Here is a 20197-nt window from a genome sequence, read left to right on the forward strand (position 1 = left end):
TCGACAAATTCCGGGGCGTCACTGTGACCATACCTTCATGTTGATAGATCTAGAATGGGGTAAGATTTCAAAAGAAGAGATGTTGAGTAAATATAGAGTAGAATAGCTATGAAAAACTTCAGAGAGATAATAAGTCCAACACAAATAAGCCCGCCAAGCCATATCAAAGGCCCAGCGGGTAAATGTTTTTAGTTCTTCAAATTATAATAATCTACATACCAGTCTGCAAACATCTGAAGTCCTTCTTCTATTGAAGTTTCCGGTTTAAAGCCCACAGCTTTTTGCAATTGATCTGTTGAGGCATAAGTAGCCGGTACATCACCAGGCTTAATTGGTTCAAAGATCTTTTCAAATTGTACTTCTTTGCCTAATGCATTACTTAATGCTTTCTCAAGTGTTTCAATAAATACCATCAACTTTTCTGGACTATTGTTCCCAATGTTAAAGACTTTATGTTGAACATCACCTTCAGGTGGGTTACTTAATAATCGTTCAATCCCCTCAACGATGTCATCGATAAAAGTAAAGTCACGGTAAAGATCATTCTCAAAATCTCCATTATTAAAAATCTTAATAGGTTCACCCGCAAAATATTTATTTGCAAATCCAAAATAGGCCATATCTGGTCGACCCATTGGGCCGTAAACAGTAAAGAATCGAAGCCCTGTAGCTGGAATCTTGTAGAGGTGGCTATACGTATGAGCCATCAATTCATTTGATTTTTTTGTAGATGCATAAAGTGATACTGGATTATCTACAAAATCTGTCTCTTCAAATGGAACTTTTTTATTGGCACCATAAACTGAACTAGATGACGCATATACAAGATGATCCACTGGATTATATCTGCAGGCCTCAAGGATATTATAAAAGCCAATAATATTACTTTGAATATAGACATCCGGGTTCTCTATCGAATACCTTACTCCTGCTTGAGCAGCTAAGTTTACTACAACATTAGGCTTGTACTCTTCGAAGGTTTTCATTACCAAATCTTTGTCCGATATGTCACCTTTAATAAAAGTAAACTTCTCATAAGGCTCCAAATTACCTAAACGAGTATGTTTCAGGTTCACATCATAGTAGTCATTGACGTTATCAACACCAATTACCTTGCATCCCTGTTCTAGTAGCTTTCTTGATAAGTAGTATCCAATAAAACCTGCTGCCCCGGTGATAAGAAATGTTTTACTAGTGTTAAGAGTTTTGTAGTTAAAGATTCTTCGACTCCTTAGCAGCTTCTCTAATTGCAGGTTTTCTTCCGATTGAGTGATACTCTACTCCTGCTTTTTGCATATCCTCAACACCATAAATGTTTCTGCCATCGTAAACTAATGGTGTTCTCATTAATTTTTTATAAGTGTCCGGCGTTATTGCTTTTACTTCTTCCCATTCTGTAAAGATAAAGCAGACATTGGCATCTTCCAAAGCATGTTCGATATTGGAAACATAAGTAATGCTACCTTTTCCGTTTTTGCCTTCTGGGTGAAATTTAGCAAAATTCTCTGCTCCCACAGGATCAAATGCATAAATGTTTGCTCCTTGTTCTAACAATAAAGGCACATTCTCAAGTGATGCTGCCTCTCTTAAATCATCAGTTCCAGGCTTAAAAGTTAATCCTAATACCGCAACCTTAAGCCCGCTAAATGTAATAAGTCTATTACTAGCTTTCTTATAAAGCATTGTTTTCTGCTCTTTATTTACATCAATAGCCGCTTTAACCGTTTTGAGTTCATAACCGTTCTGTTTAGCAATATACTCAAGTGCTTTTGTATCCTTAGGGAAACATGATCCACCAAAGCCAATCCCCGCATTTAAGAACTTACTTCCAATACGCTCATCAAAGCTCATTCCTTTAGCTACATCCTGAATATCCGCTCCAACCAATTCACAAAGATTGGCTATGTCGTTCATATACGAAATTTTTAATGCAAGGAAGTCATTAGAAGCATATTTGATCATTTCTGCCGATCTCCTATTCACTGAAACAATCGGTAAATGAAACGGTTCATAAATTTTCATTAATAATTCCTCAGCCCATTTACTTTCAGTTCCAATAATGATCCTCTCAGCATGAAGAGTATCATGAACGGCAGAGCCTTGTGCTAAGAATTCAGGGTTTGATGCTACTTCCACTTTAACATCTTTGACTAAAAAGTCCTGAATAAATTGTTCTACTTTATCATTTGTTCCAACTGGAACTGTCGATTTAACTACTACTAGACAATCTTTTTCTACTGATTCAGCAATTTGCCTAGCAACAGTAGCAATGTATGATAAATTTGCAGAACCATCAGGTTGCTCAGGTGTCCCAACACCAATAAAAATTGCATCAGCATCTTTGTAGGCAGAATTAAAATCAGTTGTATACTCAATTCTTCCAGCAGAATAATTTTTTTTCATTAACTCTTCTAAACCTGTTTCATAAATTGGAGAAACTCCAGCTTTCATTAATTCTACTTTTTTTTCATCTATATCAACACAGGTTACTTGATGACCTACTTCAGCAAAACAAACGCCGGCAACTAAGCCGACGTAACCTGTTCCTGCCACTGCTATTTTGTACATAGTAACGCCTTCCTTCACTTTTTGAATAATAAAAATTGGCTCATCGCTATTTAGTGTTGAAAAAACAATTTACTAGAGCTTAGTTGAATCTATCATTCCTTGTTTGATGCCAGTATTGTCTTAGGTGTTTTATAGCTAGTCAAGGAGAGCACTTGACAACCTATAAAACACCTAAGGTATGGTCGGCAAGCAAACAAAGGAACTAGCCTAGTCAGTATTCAACAATCAAATCCAGCTTATTAACTGTTGCGTAGATCATGGCAATAAAATTATCCGTCGTGCGATATCCACGGGCTTTCCTTTTAGCTGCTTGAACGAGACTGTTTATCCCTTCAAGTAAACCATTGGTCAGTTTGGTTTCAAACCATCTTAAGATACCGTCTTTATGTTTTTTAAGCGACTTGGCCAGCTTGATCATAGGCGTCAGCTGAGAACGTATCGCCCAGTTATACCATTCGTCAAAATACATTTTGGAAATGATTGGCGACCTGGTAAACATATTCTGAAGGGATAATTTCATTCGATATGCACGCCCTGTCGCTAAGTCAAGATCCTTTAATTTGGCAAATGTTCTTTCTTGTTTTTTGGTAAGGTTTTCTTGATTTTTAAGCCATACATAGCGTGATTTCTTTAACTCTGGCTGTGTGGCTTGTTCTTGTCTACGGACCTTATCCAATGCTTCATTAACCATTTTCATAACATGAAATTTGTCAAATGTAATTGAAGCGTTTGGAAAGTTTTCTTCAATTCCTGAAATAAATGATGGAGACATATCACAACAGAATTCCTCTATCTGAGAGGGTGAAACACCCTTATGATCAAGGAATTGGCAGAATTCCTGCAGTACTTCGGCACCTTTGCCTGTAGTGACAAAAATAACACGCTTCGTATCGGAATCAACGAACAATGTTACGTAATTGTGTCCCCTTGTTCTAGAAGTTTCATCCATGGCTATACGTGTCACATTAGATACATCAATTTTTTCAACTTCTTTGTTGACATAGTGTTTAAATACACGCCAAAGCCGGGTGTCATGCTCACCAACTTTACGGGCTACTGCTGCAACTGGCATTTCAACCATTAATGATAAGGCATGGTACTCAAATAATAAGGAAAAACCTGCACCAGGACGTGCCCAATCAATTATTACTGTACGTATTTTGCCACAAGAATCACAATTTACTCGAGGCATTCTAGCGTGTAAAAGAGTACGATATTGCCAAAAATCAAGATGGCGCCATGTGCGATCTTGATCTTGAATATCATGAACTTTACAGCCAGATGCACCGCAGTTGGGACATGAAAATTCAGCACCCTTTCTATACTCAATATAGATGTGCAATGTTTTTTCTTCCTTAGCTAATTCATGATGAAAAACATACCATGGCTCAGGTATTTCTAACGCAGATTGGAACACATTATACTTTTCTTGGAAATCTTCCATAAGGCAAACACTCCTAGGTAATTTAATAGTTTTTACCTAGTATGGACAGCTTTATGAAACATTAGACTAAACACTAAATAGCGAAGAAGCTAAAAATTAGGCTATTTTGCTTATCTACTAATCGCAATATGCCTTTTGTACACTATAGGAAGAATTACAAGTTTTATTTTTTCCCCAAACAACTCTGTTTATATAATCAGTGTAAGATAATATTATTCGCAGCACTTTATCTGATACATTAGGCATACTATAATCTCCAACAAGCCTTAATGTACTTTTATCTTGAGTTTCTAGCACCTCAAGTCCTTGTAATACTCTTTCTTTTCCTAACCCAACCATCATCACAGACGCTTCTTCCATCGCTTCTGGTCTCTCATGGGCTTGTCTTATATTAAGTGCCCTAAACCCTAGAATAGAAGATTCCTCACTAATTGTTCCGCTATCACTAAGAACAGCCTTTGCATTTTGTTGAAGCTTTATATAATCATTAAACCCTAAAGGTTTCATAGTTTTCACTAAAGGATTGAATTCTATTCCTTTAGCCTCGATCATTTTTCTAGTTCTAGGATGTGTACTTACAATTACAGGCATATTATACTTTTCAGCAATCGCATTTAAACTATCAACTAAATCTAAGAAATTGATATCAGAACTGATATTTTCTTCTCTATGAGCCGATACTACAAAGTAGTTACCTTCTTCTAAGTCTAATCTTTCTAATACATTTGAACTATCTATGTCGCCTTTTCTAGAGTTTAGAACTTCAAACATAGGACTTCCTGTTTTAATAATCCTATCTGAAGGGAATCCTTCTCTAAGAAGATATTCTCTCGCAATATCACTATAGGTCAAATTAATATCTGCTGTATGGTCTACAATCTTTCTATTTGTTTCTTCTGGAACTCTTTGGTCAAAACATCTATTTCCTGCTTCCATATGGAATATAGGAATATGACGTCTTTTTGCTGCGATGGCACATAAGCAGCTATTTGTATCTCCTAGTACTAAGAATGCATCTGGTTTTACTTCTTCCATAACTGGATCTATTTTAACTAATATATTTCCTATTGTTTCTACTGCGGTTCCAGTAGCAGCATTAAGAAAATAATCTGGCTTTTTTAAATTAAAATCCTTAAAGAACACTTCGTTTAACTCATAATCATAGTTTTGTCCCGTATGGACAAGAGTATGTTCAATTGCATCTGATTCATCTAATTTATTTATAACAGCCGACAATCTTATAATCTCTGGCCTAGTACCTACGACTGTCATGACCTTTAATTTCTTCATTAATTATACCTCCACAAAATAAGTATCCGGCTTTTCTGGGTCAAAGCATTCATTTGCCCACATTACTGTTACGAGGTCACTTTCTCCTACATTGACAATTGAGTGTGTATATCCGGTAGGAATATCAACAATCTGTAGCCTCTCTCCACTTACTCTATACTCAATAATTTCATCAGAATCTATCTTTCTAAAGCGAATTAAACCTTCACCGCTAACAACCAAAAATTTCTCATTTTTAGTATGATGCCAATGATTCCCTTTTGTAATCCCAGGTTTTGATACATTTACAGAAACTTGTCCTCTTTCCGGTGTCCTCATAAATTCTGTAAAAGAACCTCTATGATCACAATTCATTTTTAGATCATAAGAAAACTGATCTTCTGGTAAAAAGCTTAAGTATGTGCTATAAAGCTTCTTAGTTAGTGCATCTTCCATATTAGGAATAGATAAATTTGATCTACTTTCTTTGAAACTTTTTATAACGTTCGCCAATTCTCCAAGTTTTATATTATGCGTTACAGGTACAACACAGAAATCATCATCTTGTATAGTAGGGTTTCCTTCAAGAGCCCTCATGAATTCTTCTAAAACATCATCTATATAACAAAGATTAAGCTCTGCATCCGGGTTGTTTATTTGAATATCTAAATTTCTTGCTATATTATGGCAGTATGTGGCTACTACAGTATTATAGTTAGGTTTACTCCACTTACCAAATAAGTTTGGTAGTCGATACACATAAACTTTTGCATCAGTTTCATAATAATAATTGAATATTAAATCCTCTCCAGCTTTCTTACTTCTTCCGTAAGGGTTTTCCTTATCTGCTTGAATCGAAGAAGTAATAAGTACTGGAGCTTTATTGTCATTTTTCTTCAATAGTTTTAGCAATTTAGAAGTAAAACTAAAATTTCCCTCCATAAATTCATTTTCATTTTTTGGTCTGTTTACGCCAGCTAAATGAAACACAAAATCACAATGTCTTGTATATTCTTCAAGTAGTGAAGGATTACTATTCCTAGTAAACTCAAATATATCATTGTATCCTTTATTTTTAAGCTCAGCGATAAGATTTTTACCTACAAAACCTTTTGCGCCTGTTACAAGTATCTTCATCAGTAAATACCACCTTTAGTTCATTACATGAACCTTTTTATTCCATTCCTTAAGCTCACTTTGCACATAATCTAATTCAAGTAATTTTTCTTTAATTTCTTCTACGCTAAGAATTTGTGTATTATCAGAATTATATTCTTCTACAGTAGTTAGCTTTTGGTCTCCCTCTGCAAAATACTTATCATAGTTAAGATCTCTTTGATCAGCAGGAACTCTATAGAAACCAGGTAAATCTTCTGCCTTTACGTATTCTTCTTTCGTAAGAAGTGTTTCGTAACGTTTCTCTCCATGGCGCGTTCCAATAATTTTTATTTCATTATCCGCCTTAAATAGTTCTTTTACAGCTTGAGCAAGGTCTCCAATAGTGCTAGCTGGAGATTTTTGAACCATAATATCACCTGCCTGAGCATTTTGAAATGCAAATACTACTAACTCTACTGCTTCTTCTAAACTCATAAGAAATCTTGTCATATTAGGATCCGTTACTGTTAAAGGCTGCCCACTCTTTATTTGTTCAATAAATAATGGAATAACCGATCCACGTGATGCCATTACATTACCATATCTGGTTCCACAAATAAGCGTCCTATCTGGTTCCACGGTTTTAGATTTAGCAACAAAAACCTTTTCCATCATAGCCTTCGATATTCCCATTGCATTAATTGGGTATGCTGCTTTATCAGTTGATAAGCAAATAACTTTTTTTACACCATATTCAATAGCGGCGGTCAACACATTATCTGTACCATGTACATTTGTTTTCACTGCTTCTAGGGGAAAAAATTCACAAGACGGAACTTGTTTCAAGGCTGCAGCATGGAAAATATAATCAACACCATGCATTGCATTTTTAACACTAGCTAAATCCCTAACATCCCCAATATAGAACTTTAATTTTTCATTTTTATAATGCTTTCTCATATCATCTTGTTTTTTTTCATCCCGTGAAAATATACGAACTTCTTTTATATCAGTGCCTAGAAATCTTTCCATAACGGCATTACCGAAAGAGCCCGTTCCACCTGTAATTAATAATGTTTTATTTTTAAACATAACTTTCATCTCCTAATTCTTTTTATTTAAAAATCTATTCAACCAAATCGGTTGTACAATGCAATACAAACTCATAGCAATAATATTGGCAACTATAACAGATATCCATGACTCAAAAACCATTACAAGAATCCATGCAATAGGTATCTTAATAATAGCTCCAATAGTAAAGAATATGCTTTGTATTTTTAGTTCACCAAATCCATTAGCTATACTCGATAGTACTCCGTTCCAAATCAAAATACTACCAGATAAAGCAAAGGCAATAGCATATACATAATTTACCTGTATTGAATTGTCTCCAAGCCATAGATTAACACCAAATTGTAAGAATGGGATCATAGCAAATTGACATATTACAGCAAGTAGAGCCATTAATTTTAAAGTTTTGTAAAGTCTCTTAATCCAGGCATAATTCTTTTCAGATAGAGCTTTTGTAACTGCCGACCAAATAGGAGTTAATGCCAAAGTAAACAAAGTACCTATCAAAGTAAATAATTTATTATAAATTTGGTATTCAACAACCATTTCTGGTCCGGTTAACCAGGTAATTAAAAATTCATTTGTAGTTGTTATAACCATATACATTATTTGGACCCAAAAGAAAATGCCACCCAACTTCATTACATCAGTAGCATACTTTTTTCCAAAATATTTTATGTTCGGCTTACTATTTTTTAATTTTGTTGAAAATACTATTATGGTTGTGATTAATAGTGGTATATTTACTGCTAATAGATATACAATTGCTAATGAAACTAGGTTAGTGGATATATCTGTAGACTTTGCTACCGACACATATATTAAAATAGTAATACTAGTGATTAAACTTAATAAGTTAATAAGAGCAGATTTTTGCATTGCGTATAGTATTGATGTAATTAGTTTGAATAAAAATTGTAGCATTATTCCACTAAAAACTATACATACCGTAATATAAAGTGTTTCCTTAGAAACTATAGTAGAAGATATATTAAAGATTATATTCCAATTTATAAGCCTAAATAGTATTATTGATAAAAATGATATTAGTATTACTACTGCACCAATAGCAATATAAGCAGAGGATATATACCTTTTTGCTAATAAATCATTTCTAGCTACTAATGCATGTACCAGATGGTTCCTTAATCCATTTCCAATTCCTAAATCAAATGTCAATATCCATGATAAAACTGATAAAATGGTAAACCACAAACCTAATATCTGTTGGTTATCAAAATATTTAAGATATGCAGGCATAGTTAGTAATGAAACAAATAATGCTCCACCCTTAACCAAAAAAGCACCAATAACGTTATTTAATATTATTTTATTATTTTCATTGTTTACTGTCCTTTTTAGCTTAGAAAGCTTAAACATATTAATTCTCCAATAATTCTCTTATATTGTGAACGAATTCCTCATCAAGTTTTTTTATTAGCTTTTTACTTTCACTAGATTCCTTTGTATCTATTGACATTATAGCTTTTGCTATCGCCTCGGGAGTTTGCTCATCATAGTAATAAATAGCATTCCCAATAGCAGACAATTCAATTGCTTTTATTCGAACTGAAACTACTCGTAGTCCATTAGCCATATATGATAAAATTTTTGACGGGAAAGATGTATTATTAAATGAAGCATCCAGCTTTTGTGTACTTAAGCCAATATCGCAACTCTGTAAATACCTAATATACTCTTCTCCCTTAAGCAATCCATCAAAGGAAATTTCACATTTAGATGTTTTCTTAGTTTCTGAAATTAGTTCTATGATATTTCTTTTTTGCTCTTCATTACCGAATCCAATTATGTGTACATGATATTTATCAGGAAGATGAGTTGCAGCAGAAACAGCAGCAGTCCCGCCTTTTCTAGGGTCAAAAGTACCAGCGTAAACTACATGTATTTTCTCGTCATTAAACCTAATTTCTCTATCCCATTCAACTTGATATGTTCCATATATAATCGAATGTGGTTTTCCTTTTGAATTAATTTTTTCATTAAGAAGTTCCGTAGGAAAAATAAATTTGTCAGCAGCATTAAAAAATTTATATTCATTTCTCTTCATATATTTAGAGAATGTCTGAAAGTCTTGATAGATCTCTTCTACTTCCAAAATTAGTTTGAATTTTTTAAAAAACTTTGCAAGCCTAATAGGAGTTGATAAAACTACCGAATGATAAACAATAACTATTTCATGTTTATTGGTGTTAATTAACAAATAAAAGAATAATTGAATTAGAGAAAATAGATATTTAAATATCCTTTGTACTTTATTCTTACTCCCAAAAGTTGCGAAGGTTCTTAAATTAATATTATCAGCTATCTTCTTATTCCCACCTTTATAGAAACCTGTAGTGTTATTGGTCCAACTAGGTGAAATAATTTCAACATTATAATTATTTTTAATTAATGCTTTACAAATATAATCAATTTTATTAGAAGCAGACAAAGCTGATTGTCGATTTTCGCTATCTGCACTACTTGAATAAAAAGCTATATACTTAATTTTTCTCATTTATATCTTCCTCTTACTCAAAGGGTTATTTTCATTTTTTGATTTTAATATAACTATTAATTCATCTTTTTTCATCATTTTTTCCAAAAAGTCGCATAATACTGGGAACATAAAATAAACCGCAAAACCAATAGATCCCACTGCGTTATTAATGAAGAAGAAAAATAATGTTAATGCAAGAATAATTATATTTAAGAACCTTATTATATTGTTACTTCTTTTGATTCTTACTGCAAATGGGTAAATTAATAAATATAGGTTTAATAAACCAATAAATAGCCCAAAAAGTGCAAATGTGTCCAAAATGTATGAGTGTTGACCAAAACCTGTTAAGTAACCATTTGAATATTCAATTTTAGTCGTTACTAAACCCAACAGAGGGTTATTAAGAAAACTTTCAATGCTAAGATCCATCCTTAAATTTCGATCCTCAGTTACTGATACTAGTTCACTTCCATATAAAAAGTAATCATTGAATACTGACAATCTTTCACTTGTATAGCCTTCACCAATTATATTAATAAGAGCACTAATGACCACACTCGCAATTTTTTTCCAAACCATCAATAAAACAGGAAGTACTAACAAAGTACATATTATTATCCTTTTGGATTTAAATTTAAATAAACCTACGATAAATACTGGAATAATCCCCAGCAACATTAGAAAAATTGCGGTCAGGTAATTTGACAATATTGCTAGCACTATTGAACTAATTATTATGATAAAAAGTATAAATTTAATAACCCTTTTATTTCGAAATCCCCCAAATTGCTTTAAGCCTGTTAGGATTCCAAATGATATTATTCCAACAAAAATAAAAAAATATAAAAATGAGTACCCACCAATACCTTCCCTTAAAGTATTAAGTGTATAAGAACCCGAACTTTTAATAGTCCGTATAATATAGGGATTATTTAAAATTTCACTTACAGTTTTAATAAAAGTTATTGCTGATAAGGAGATTATCATTATCACTAATTTAATATTTAGTTTAAAATTAGATCGATCAGCATTCTCCTTATAGACAATATAAAAAAAGGGAATTGCAAATAAATTTAGATATCTATTCCCAATAGTGGAGTTTCCTGCTAAATATGGAACTAATGAAATATATGCTAAAAATATCATACTGAAAAAATAATATACAGCATTTGTTCGATTATGCATTCTGGGTTTATCAAATGTATTTAGTACAAACCAAATCAACATACAAAAGATGGATATAGCCTCAATACTTGGAATCCAAAACATCAATGGGAAAGTAGCTGTTAATGCAACTATTAATACTAAAGCACCTTTTATTTGTTTCATTTAATTCCCTCATATAGCTTTTCAAGTTGACTCTCAATAGTTAAGTTACTAAACTTTTCTTTCGCATGAATTTTAGAATTCACTTTCATTTTGGCCAGCAGTTCCTTATCGGTTACTATTTCATTAATTTTATTATTGAATTCCAATACATTGCCCTTTTCAATAAGATACCCATTATACCCCTCAACAATTATTTCTGGAATACCTCCAACATTACTTGCAACTAAAGCGAGCCCCATAAAAGCAGCTTCCGCCAAAGACATACACAATGTTTCATGCAGAGTTGCCATTACACATAAATCACATTCAGATAAAATATCAAGAACATCTTCTCTGTATCCCAAAAAGTAAACTTTTCTATTTTCTATTTCTTTTTTCAATCTCTTCTTCATCTCTGGAAGATAATCGCCATCACCCACGATGACATAAACAAGATTTTCATTAACATCTCTTTTTATAACATCTGTCAAGATATCATAACCTTTTTCTGTTACTATCCTGCCAGTTGAAACAGCTATCCGAGTTCCATTAGGAATACTTAGTTGTTCTTTAATTGATATCCTTTTACTTTGGTCAACTTCTACACTCACCATATTGTATATATGACCAAAATAATTATTACCATGCATTTTAACCTTGGACCAACTACTAACGTACTCACTTACACCATAGCTATATCTAGTCCACTTTAATGTTAAGAATTCCAAAAATGATATAATTCTTTTCTTAAAAAATGTTTTATTATAAGAAATTGATTCGCTCGTACTTCCATGAATAGCTACAACTGATTTATTTACTCCAATTATTTTGCATGCTAATGCAACATGAAAACCACCTAATTCTAAACCACTAAAATGAATAATATCAGGATTTTCTTTACGAATCTCACGAATCAGATATTTGGTTAATCTGATATTAATTACCCCTAACCTTCCTTTAGGAATAACTAAGGGAATAAATTCATATTTTTCATTTAAATTACTATTTATAATTCTCTTATGACTATTAAAGGGGCCTCCATTCTCGCCACCCTCTCGAAAGGTTATCATAACTCTTTTCATTAATTTGACCCTCTCCTAAAAATGTATTCCATAATAAATACCGATGTAAAAATTATGTTAACATTAACAAAAAGTATAAATCTAAAAGTTCTTTATATTAAAAACTCACTCATTTATTTTTTCTATTAGCTCAGCCATCTGAGATAATTTACCCCTATAGTGGAAGGTTTTTGAATTCTTGCAATAATTCTTCATCAAAAGGATATCTTCCATTTTCTGTTCTAAAATATTTTTTAAAGTTTCTGAAGCCTTTTCTTCATCTTCAATTTCAATAAAAAAACCATTTTTTCCTTCTACTATATATTCACCTAAATCGCTTGTATCTGTAGTTATTACAGGGGTGCCGCAACTAATACTCTCAGATATTTTGGTTGGAAATCCTGCAGTTGTATCCCTGTTAATATCTCTAAGTAATATAGTGAAGTCCGAATTACTTACCCGTTCAACAACTATCTCATTATGCATATGCCCATTGAAAATTATGCTATCTCCTAATTCTTCTATAAAAACTTTTTGCGAAGGAATTGCTATTAAATATTCTTCTTTTGTAAAACCATAAATATTAAAAACGAAACTGACTCCTTTTCGCTTCAGTTTACAAAGTAAGATTACAGTCTTATCTATTCTATCTTTTAATTTCTTACAATCTACTACCGGCTGTCCTTTTCTAAAAGGTAACCCAGCATAGGTGATAATTTTTATATCACTTTTTTTATGAACAGTTTTTGAATTTAAATTTTCAATTGGCGATAGCGGTGGTATTACAACTGTTTTACTACCTCTTTTCTTGTAATAATCCGACAAATAGTTAGTGATTGCGATAACGCCATCCGCTTTCTTATTAACATAAGCTTTTTGGTAGGTATTATCAGCCCACTTAATTAAATCAAAAACTGGGTTATTTGTTTTAGTAGTTAGCCAATCGACGCAATCAGCTATTACACTTATTTTTTTTCTTTTACAGTATCTAATAAGTTTCATATTGAAAATTGATAAAGTAGGGCTACCATAATATATGACTAGATCTAAACTATTAACTATTTCTTCTGTATTCAAAAATTTAATTAAATCACTAAATGTTTTCCTGTAACTAATCCATTCCATACTTCTCTTAGGATATGGAAAATTATAAAAAGTGAATCCTTCATATTCACTTTTTGTACCATTTAAAGAACTATCAACTTCCTTATCCATCCCTATAAAAATTACTTCATATCCAAGTTCTCTTAAAATTTTCCCATTAGCGTATACCCTTTTTCCTGCAGCATTTCCTAAGGGAAATGAAAAATTACCTATATATAACACAGTCTTTTTCATAATTAATTCCCACCTAAAAATTTCACTGCTTCTTTCATATACTTTTTCCTTCGCAACTTTGCAGTTAAAAAAGCACCTATTGAGTAATAATTCATTCTACTAATCAACCAGTTTATATCTCTCTCTCCGAATTTCTCTTCTCTTACTTTATTTATTTGCATTTTTCTTGTTTCTTCATATTTATCAATAGACTCAATTTTATTTAATGGTTTTGATATCTCATCAATTTCGTTTTCTATATCGTAAAAAACAAATCCATTTTCATCTTCTCGAAAACCATGATACTTCTGATCAATTATTGACCTATTTTTTATTTCAATATCTAAAATAAAAGATTTCTTATTTTGGGAATTCTGTTTTAATACTAATCCACCAGTTATTGAGGTACAGTCATCAAACAAGAAATTACCTAAACTATATGCGACTAATGAATTGTTTAATTTTTGAATACCTTGTATTACATGGGGATGATGGCCATAAATTATCACATCATTATTATTTGCAATTTTTTCTGCAAACTTTTTATGCTCATACTTAGGATAATTCGTGTGTTCATCTCCCCAATGGAAGGACATAATACTAAAAGATTCACTTTCTTTATCTTTTCTAACTTGCCTCATTACATTATCATAAGTAAGCAAATTTACCCCCTTACGATTATTTTCTTCTATATACCCAGAACCATTAGTACTGTAGCAGCAAAAACCGCTGAAAGTAATTTTTTCACCATTAATTTCTTTAGTAAGATCTTTAAGATTTGCACCAAACCAATCTATACCATTATTTTCCAAAGTGTTAATTGTATCTAGAAATCCTTTCAACCCATAATCATAAACATGATTATTTGCAAGAGAGACCGCATCTATATGGAGATATTTTAATAATTCTACATTTAATGTTGAGGTTTTCAAATGCATTGATTTGCATATTAATGTATTTTTTTCATCTGTTAACGGAGACTCTAAATTCCCAATAACATAATCATATTCTTCCAACTTGGTAGATAAAGGTTTTAACCTTTGCTTAACGTCTGAATTTTTAGTTATATCATATTTTCCAATTAATGCGATATCCCCTAAAAATGCTATTTTCATAATAAGTTGCCTCCAAAGTATTAGGACTTAAACGGTGAAGGAAGAATAAAATTCTCTCCTTGAATAAAATCAAATTCATCGGGAATATATCCCTTATAACCACTTCCATTATAAAAGGTTAATTCCCCGAAGTAGATTTTACCGTCTATATTGTAAAGATCAACTCTCGTATGAGGGAAATCTTTAGAAAGAACTTTTGCGATTTCGATCATTTTTTCGAAGTTTTTTGGCTTATTGGGATTTGAGGTTAACCCGCGTATATCAACTCGTCGATATGGTAATTTTTCAAATTCCAGATTATATATTCCGAGCTTTATACCATCCTCCAAATATCTATCTACTATAACGTACAAACATACAGGTTCACCATTAAAACAGAAAAATTTATAATCAATTAAGTCGTTATTTTCATCTTTATCTAAATACTCCTCACAAATAATTCTTGGTTTGATATTATAATATCCCCATTCTCGACCAACCTTTCCGTTCCAAGCTTTTAACCATCTATTTAACGTTTCCCTTGTAGATTTAATATCCAAAGTCGATTTGTCCTCGCACAGAATATTAGAATGACTACCATTTGTAGTTTTTAGTACAAACTTATTAGGTAATTTTTCAAAATTGATATCTTCTGCCCGGTCATATACTCCGTACAATGGGACTAGGATATCCTCATATCCTTTAGAGGCAATATATTCTCGAACACTATACTTATCTGAGCATTTGGTAATTAATGGGTCTCGATAGTGTAATTTATACCACTGCAATTTTTCAGTAAATCTTTCAGGTTTTTTTAAATTCAGCTTCCTTCCTGTTGCTATTTTATATTGAAGTTTAATCATTAATTTATCCGGTAAAAAGTCTGCTAATTTTAAAATTTTCAATCTTAATTGTTGGCTAGGTATTAGCTTTTTATAATCCATTCATCGAATCCCCCAATACGTGAGCTACTTCTTCACAATAAGCATTTACCACAATCTCTCTATCAAACTCTTTTTCAACCTTAATTCTCCCAGATATCCCCATTTGTCTTTTCGCTTCATAATCTAAATTAATAAATTTTTCAATCTTATCAATTAAATCTTTGCTGTTCTGTTGTTCTACTATATAACCATTTACACCATCGTCTACAATTTCTCTACATCCACTTCTATTTGTTGTAATAACTGGCCTTCCAGATGCAGCACTTTCTAAAAGTACATTTGACATTCCCTCAGGATAGTAAGTTGGATGAATTGTACAATGAGATATTTTATGAAACTCCCGAACATCACTTTGCATTCCATGATAATGGATTATTTCTTTATCCTGTAATTCTTGCAGCCTTTGTTCATAGTCTTCTTCACAAAACCCTAAAACATGAAATTTTGTATTCCGATACTTTCCTCTGATAAATTCAGCCGCCTCTAAAAATTGGTCTATTCCTTTTTCCTTCATAATCCTCGATATGAATACAAATTCAATTGTTTCATCAGATGGGTAAGGAAGTAATGAAAAATATTGTGTGTTTACACCAGACCCAGGTATTTTCCTTGACCTTTTTATTGCAATCTTATTATTTTTGAAAAACTGTTGATTTTCTTCATTTTGAAAGAATATACAACTTGCTTTCTTATATGCAACTCTATACATTTGCACTAATAATTTTTGAATTAGACTTTCATTTTCTACTGCAGTTCCGAGCCCTGTTACATTAGGAAAAAACGGAATATTTTGGAGTCCACAAACTAACCCACCATATATATTCGGCTTTACAGTATAAGACAGGACCGCATCAGGCTTGATTTTTTTAATAATTTTGTAATAACTTAACAGCAGCCTCAAATCAGTTATTGGATTCATTCCTCTTCTATCAAGAGGCAAATCAATAAATACACATCCCATCTGTTTTAAAAGTTCAACTTTCTCACCATAAGGCAGGACTACATAAACTTTATAGTTTTGATTTAAAAGTCTTTGTATAATCTCCTTACGGAAGTTGTACGTATATGCATGATGGTTTGAGAGTATTACAACTTTTTTCATTTTAATCCTCCGTCAACCTTATCGATTCCTCAAAATCAACAAAGCTATTAAATTGAACGTTACTATTTCTAGATAGAGTTTCTTCATAAATCAAGTTACCAAATACTTTACTAACTGTTTCGTTCCTTTTGATTAAAATTAATAAAGGATTAAATATCTCAGTTAATAAGATCCTCTTCCCATGTGCCTTTGCAATTAATTCAACCATTCTACTTGTGTTCACATAGTCATTATTCTGTGGAAAAAATATACCACTCCCACTATTATCAACTACGCTCTTAACAAACTCTGATAAATTATCTATATATATCATACTGCGCTTATTGTCTATCTCCGGAAAAATAGGTGTTTTTAGTGCGAGTTTTGCCAACTTAGTATAATTACCCTTGCAACCTTTTCCATAAATCATAGGTGGTCTTAGTATTGCAACTTTAAAAAGACTATCTTCTAAATTTGTAATTAACTTTTCTGCTTCTAGCTTAGATTTTCCATAATTACTTTTTGGATTAAGAGGCGAGTCCTTATCAATAACACCAGTTTCAATTCCATAAACACTCATAGAACTGAGGAATATGAACTGCTTGACCCTTTCAGTTTTTGACTTTTGGGCAACTTCGTATGCCAAATCACGGTTCACCTTATAATAAAGATTTGCGTTTTCTTTCGTTTCCTTTATATGTGCTATCCCAGCCACATGGAACACAACATCATACTTCGAAAAGTCCTTTTCCTTCCATGAATCATCTCTTAGACTAATCGAATCAACGAAATATTTATCAGGATACTTTTCAAGCCACTTCTCTAGGCTCGTACCTATATAGCTATTTTTACCTGTTATCAGTATTCGTTTCATTTGGAAATACTCTCCTTAGTAGCAACTTCCTTCTTAACTCCAGTTCCACCTTCAACAACCCCATCGCTTTTTACAACACTTACGATTGTCCCAAAGAAGCACTTAACATCCATCCAAAGACTAATTCTTTCAACGTACTCCCCATCTAGTTTTGCCTTTATCTCAATAGGAAGTTCATCTCTACCATTAATTTGAGCCCACCCAGTAAGTCCTGGAGGAACATCATTAGCTCCATACTTATCTCGTTCTGCTATCAAGTCATATTGATTCCATAATGCCGGTCTCGGACCAATAATACTCATTTGACCAACAAAGATATTCCAAATCTGTGGCAGCTCATCAAGAGAGGTTTTCCTTAAAAATTTACCCATTCTAGTAATATACTGCTCAGGATTTTCTAGCAAATGTGTAGGTGTGTCCTTTGGCGTGTCTATTCTCATAGTACGGAATTTTAATATATTAAAATGAGTCTTATTAATTCCAACACGCTTTTGTTTAAACAGAACCGGACCTCTTGAGTCAATCTTAATAGCAATTATTAAAAGTAAATAAATAGGTGATAAAACTATAAGTCCAATTAAAGAAAGTATAATATCTATCAATCTTTTAACCTTCATATACATCCAGCTACACTCCTTAAAATTTGTTCTTTAGTAGATTAGGACTTAATTAGAATATGATATTCTTCCATTCCAACCAACTACTAAACCACTAAAATTGTTATCGATTTCTGATACTCACCTCGTAATATCTATTCAATCTACCAAGCAAATACGGAATAGATAATCTTGTTTACCACCCAAAACCGAGTTTCTTCCTATTATATATACCATTCAATCAATCTATAAATCTAACTAAAAGCGTCCCAAACCCTTATCCTGCAAGGTTTCTAGCGTTCAATCTAACAACGATAGTCAGTTCCTTCCACGAGTTCAATCTGTTTTCAGAATATTCTTACTTAAAAACCCTGTTAAATCAACATTTTCACAATCCAGATATTTACAAATGACTGTTTTTTATCTATTTTATCTAGTACATAGTAACCCCAAGACCAGTATAGGCTTTAGATAATATGCATATATTGTATATATTATTGATTTTCAACCAAAAATAACACAACATATAGATGTTATCTCTTGTCCATTCTGACTTCCTTGAATTTGTTCAATCTGTTTTCAGAATATTCTTACTTAAAAAGCCTGTTAAATCAACGTTTTTACAATCCATATTTTTACAAATGACTGTTTTTTATCTATTTTATCTAGTACATAGTAACCCCAAGACCAGTATGAACAATAGATGAAATCCACATATTGTATCATTTATTGATTTTTGAGGGTTTTTAGATACTATATCTTGTGTTGATCTATACGCCATTCTTACTTCCGTCTTTTTATTCAATCTTTTCTCCATTTTTAGGTTACCAAAAACCCCGTCAAATCAACGTATTCAAAATCTGAACTTCCATATTTTAGGTTAAAATAGACCTTTTTATCTTTTTCGATTGATCAAAAAAGAGTATGCACTATAGATAAAATCAATATATTGTATTAAATGTGCAAATTTACACTATTTCCAACACTACATATTGTGTTCATCTAACAACGATAGTCAGTTCCCTCAATCCATCCAATCACAACCTAACTACCAAGGCCGAGAGGCCTTAAATCGACCTCCCTAAACCTAAAAAAAAGGAACCCCAACGCCATCATTACTATCATTCTCATTAGACAGATCCTCTGAATGAATACTACAATTCACTACCCCATCATGGTAAGTCATTACCCCATTTTCAGGACAAACATCTCCATCATATGTCGCTAAATAATCTACAAAGTAAAAGCCTGAATGATCCAGGCCATTTATAGTTAAGTCTGTGTGGTACATTCTCTTAACTTCTTCCCTATTACTTTCACACACATCTTCCTTAGATTTAGCCACAACATTAGAATAAGCAGGAACTGCGATAGCTACAATAAGTCCCAAAATAACAATCACTGCTAAAATCTCTATCAAAGTAAACCCATTGGCTTTATACTTCTTCTTCATATACAGTTCCTCTCCAAACACCGAAAGGTGTGTATCTCTAAAATAGAAAGGTGTCATCCCTAAAACAGCTATTCCCCTACCCTATAATACTACCCTGTCACAACCTGCTTCTCCACCTTCCTATTCCCAAGGAATTGGAAGTGTCTCTCTCAGAACCGAAGGTTCCATCTCTCCAAACTCTCAAATCACATTCCTAATCTCTTCCATATACAACATCAAAGTCTTCCCTACATAAATTTAACATTTTCCCTATTACTTTCCCACACATCTTCCTTAAATTTAACCCAAAATTAAAATAAGCAGGAACTACAATAACTACACCGAAAGATGTGTAAATCTCTAAAACAGAAAGATGTGCATCTCAAACACCGAAAGGTGTGTAAATCTCTAAAATAGAAAGATGTGTAAATCTCTAAAATAGAAAGGTGTGTATCTCCAAACACCGAAAGGTGTGTAAATCTCTAAAATAGAAAGATGTGTAAATCTCTAAAACAGAAAAGTGTACATCTCCAA

At 32.4% G+C, this 20197-nt stretch carries 17 protein-coding genes; all 17 read right to left on the reverse strand.

Annotation, left to right across the window (positions count from 1 at the left end; all coding sequences use genetic code 11):
* Nucleotides 1–188 precede the first annotated feature (188 nt).
* Nucleotides 189–1220 (reverse strand): SDR family NAD(P)-dependent oxidoreductase, encoded by a 1032-nt coding sequence (locus tag RZN25_06210; GenBank protein MEQ6376419.1) that lies wholly within the window; start codon nt 1218–1220, stop codon nt 189–191.
* A complete protein-coding gene (locus tag RZN25_06215; protein MEQ6376420.1) occupies nt 1213–2568 on the reverse strand; it encodes a UDP-glucose/GDP-mannose dehydrogenase family protein in 1356 nt (451 codons plus the stop codon). Before RZN25_06215 ends, RZN25_06210 begins: the two co-directional genes overlap by 8 nt.
* Before the next feature lie 211 nt (nt 2569–2779).
* Complete coding sequence (locus tag RZN25_06220; GenBank protein MEQ6376421.1) at nt 2780–4012, reverse strand: ISL3 family transposase; 1233 nt, start codon at nt 4010–4012, stop codon at nt 2780–2782.
* A 117-nt stretch (nt 4013–4129) separates the two neighbouring features.
* Nucleotides 4130–5302 (reverse strand): UDP-N-acetylglucosamine 2-epimerase (non-hydrolyzing), encoded by a 1173-nt coding sequence (gene wecB, locus RZN25_06225; protein MEQ6376422.1) that lies wholly within the window; start codon nt 5300–5302, stop codon nt 4130–4132.
* Nucleotides 5303–5305: 3 nt separating this feature from the next.
* Nucleotides 5306–6418, reverse strand: coding sequence for a capsular polysaccharide biosynthesis protein CapF (locus tag RZN25_06230; protein MEQ6376423.1), 1113 nt, complete (start codon nt 6416–6418; stop codon nt 5306–5308).
* Between the two features lie 15 nt (nt 6419–6433).
* Nucleotides 6434–7471 carry a nucleoside-diphosphate sugar epimerase/dehydratase gene (locus RZN25_06235; protein MEQ6376424.1) on the reverse strand — a complete coding sequence of 346 codons (1038 nt, stop codon included), beginning with the start codon at nt 7469–7471 and terminating at the stop codon, nt 6434–6436.
* A gap of 12 nt (nt 7472–7483) precedes the next feature.
* A complete protein-coding gene (locus RZN25_06240; GenBank protein ID MEQ6376425.1) occupies nt 7484–8833 on the reverse strand; it encodes a hypothetical protein in 1350 nt (449 codons plus the stop codon).
* A gap of 1 nt (nt 8834) precedes the next feature.
* Nucleotides 8835–9971 carry a glycosyltransferase gene (locus RZN25_06245; protein ID MEQ6376426.1) on the reverse strand — a complete coding sequence of 379 codons (1137 nt, stop codon included), beginning with the start codon at nt 9969–9971 and terminating at the stop codon, nt 8835–8837.
* On the reverse strand, nt 9972–11285 hold the full coding sequence (locus RZN25_06250; protein MEQ6376427.1) for a hypothetical protein: 1314 nt from the start codon (nt 11283–11285) through the stop codon (nt 9972–9974). It lies immediately after the preceding gene.
* Nucleotides 11282–12346, reverse strand: coding sequence for a glycosyltransferase family 4 protein (locus tag RZN25_06255; GenBank protein MEQ6376428.1), 1065 nt, complete (start codon nt 12344–12346; stop codon nt 11282–11284). Before RZN25_06255 ends, RZN25_06250 begins: the two co-directional genes overlap by 4 nt.
* A gap of 105 nt (nt 12347–12451) precedes the next feature.
* Nucleotides 12452–13663 carry a glycosyltransferase gene (locus tag RZN25_06260; GenBank protein ID MEQ6376429.1) on the reverse strand — a complete coding sequence of 404 codons (1212 nt, stop codon included), beginning with the start codon at nt 13661–13663 and terminating at the stop codon, nt 12452–12454.
* A gap of 2 nt (nt 13664–13665) precedes the next feature.
* On the reverse strand, nt 13666–14757 hold the full coding sequence (locus RZN25_06265; protein MEQ6376430.1) for a CapA family protein: 1092 nt from the start codon (nt 14755–14757) through the stop codon (nt 13666–13668).
* Between the two features lie 20 nt (nt 14758–14777).
* A complete protein-coding gene (locus tag RZN25_06270; protein MEQ6376431.1) occupies nt 14778–15680 on the reverse strand; it encodes an ATP-grasp fold amidoligase family protein in 903 nt (300 codons plus the stop codon).
* The gene (locus tag RZN25_06275; GenBank protein MEQ6376432.1) at nt 15670–16782 is read right to left on the reverse strand and encodes a glycosyltransferase family 4 protein; all 1113 of its coding nucleotides are present in this window, start codon (nt 16780–16782) and stop codon (nt 15670–15672) included. Before RZN25_06275 ends, RZN25_06270 begins: the two co-directional genes overlap by 11 nt.
* A 1-nt stretch (nt 16783) precedes the next feature.
* On the reverse strand, nt 16784–17635 hold the full coding sequence (locus RZN25_06280) for an NAD-dependent epimerase/dehydratase family protein (GenBank protein MEQ6376433.1): 852 nt from the start codon (nt 17633–17635) through the stop codon (nt 16784–16786).
* Complete coding sequence (locus RZN25_06285) at nt 17632–18258, reverse strand: sugar transferase (GenBank protein ID MEQ6376434.1); 627 nt, start codon at nt 18256–18258, stop codon at nt 17632–17634. The genes RZN25_06280 and RZN25_06285 overlap by 4 nt, the downstream gene beginning before the upstream one ends.
* A gap of 1060 nt (nt 18259–19318) precedes the next feature.
* Nucleotides 19319–19684 carry a type II secretion system protein gene (locus tag RZN25_06290; protein ID MEQ6376435.1) on the reverse strand — a complete coding sequence of 122 codons (366 nt, stop codon included), beginning with the start codon at nt 19682–19684 and terminating at the stop codon, nt 19319–19321.
* Nucleotides 19685–20197 lie beyond the last annotated feature (513 nt).

The sequence above is a fragment of the Bacillaceae bacterium S4-13-56 genome, assembly GCA_040191315.1.
In the GTDB taxonomy this organism is placed as follows: domain Bacteria; phylum Bacillota; class Bacilli; order Bacillales; family JAWJLM01; genus JAWJLM01.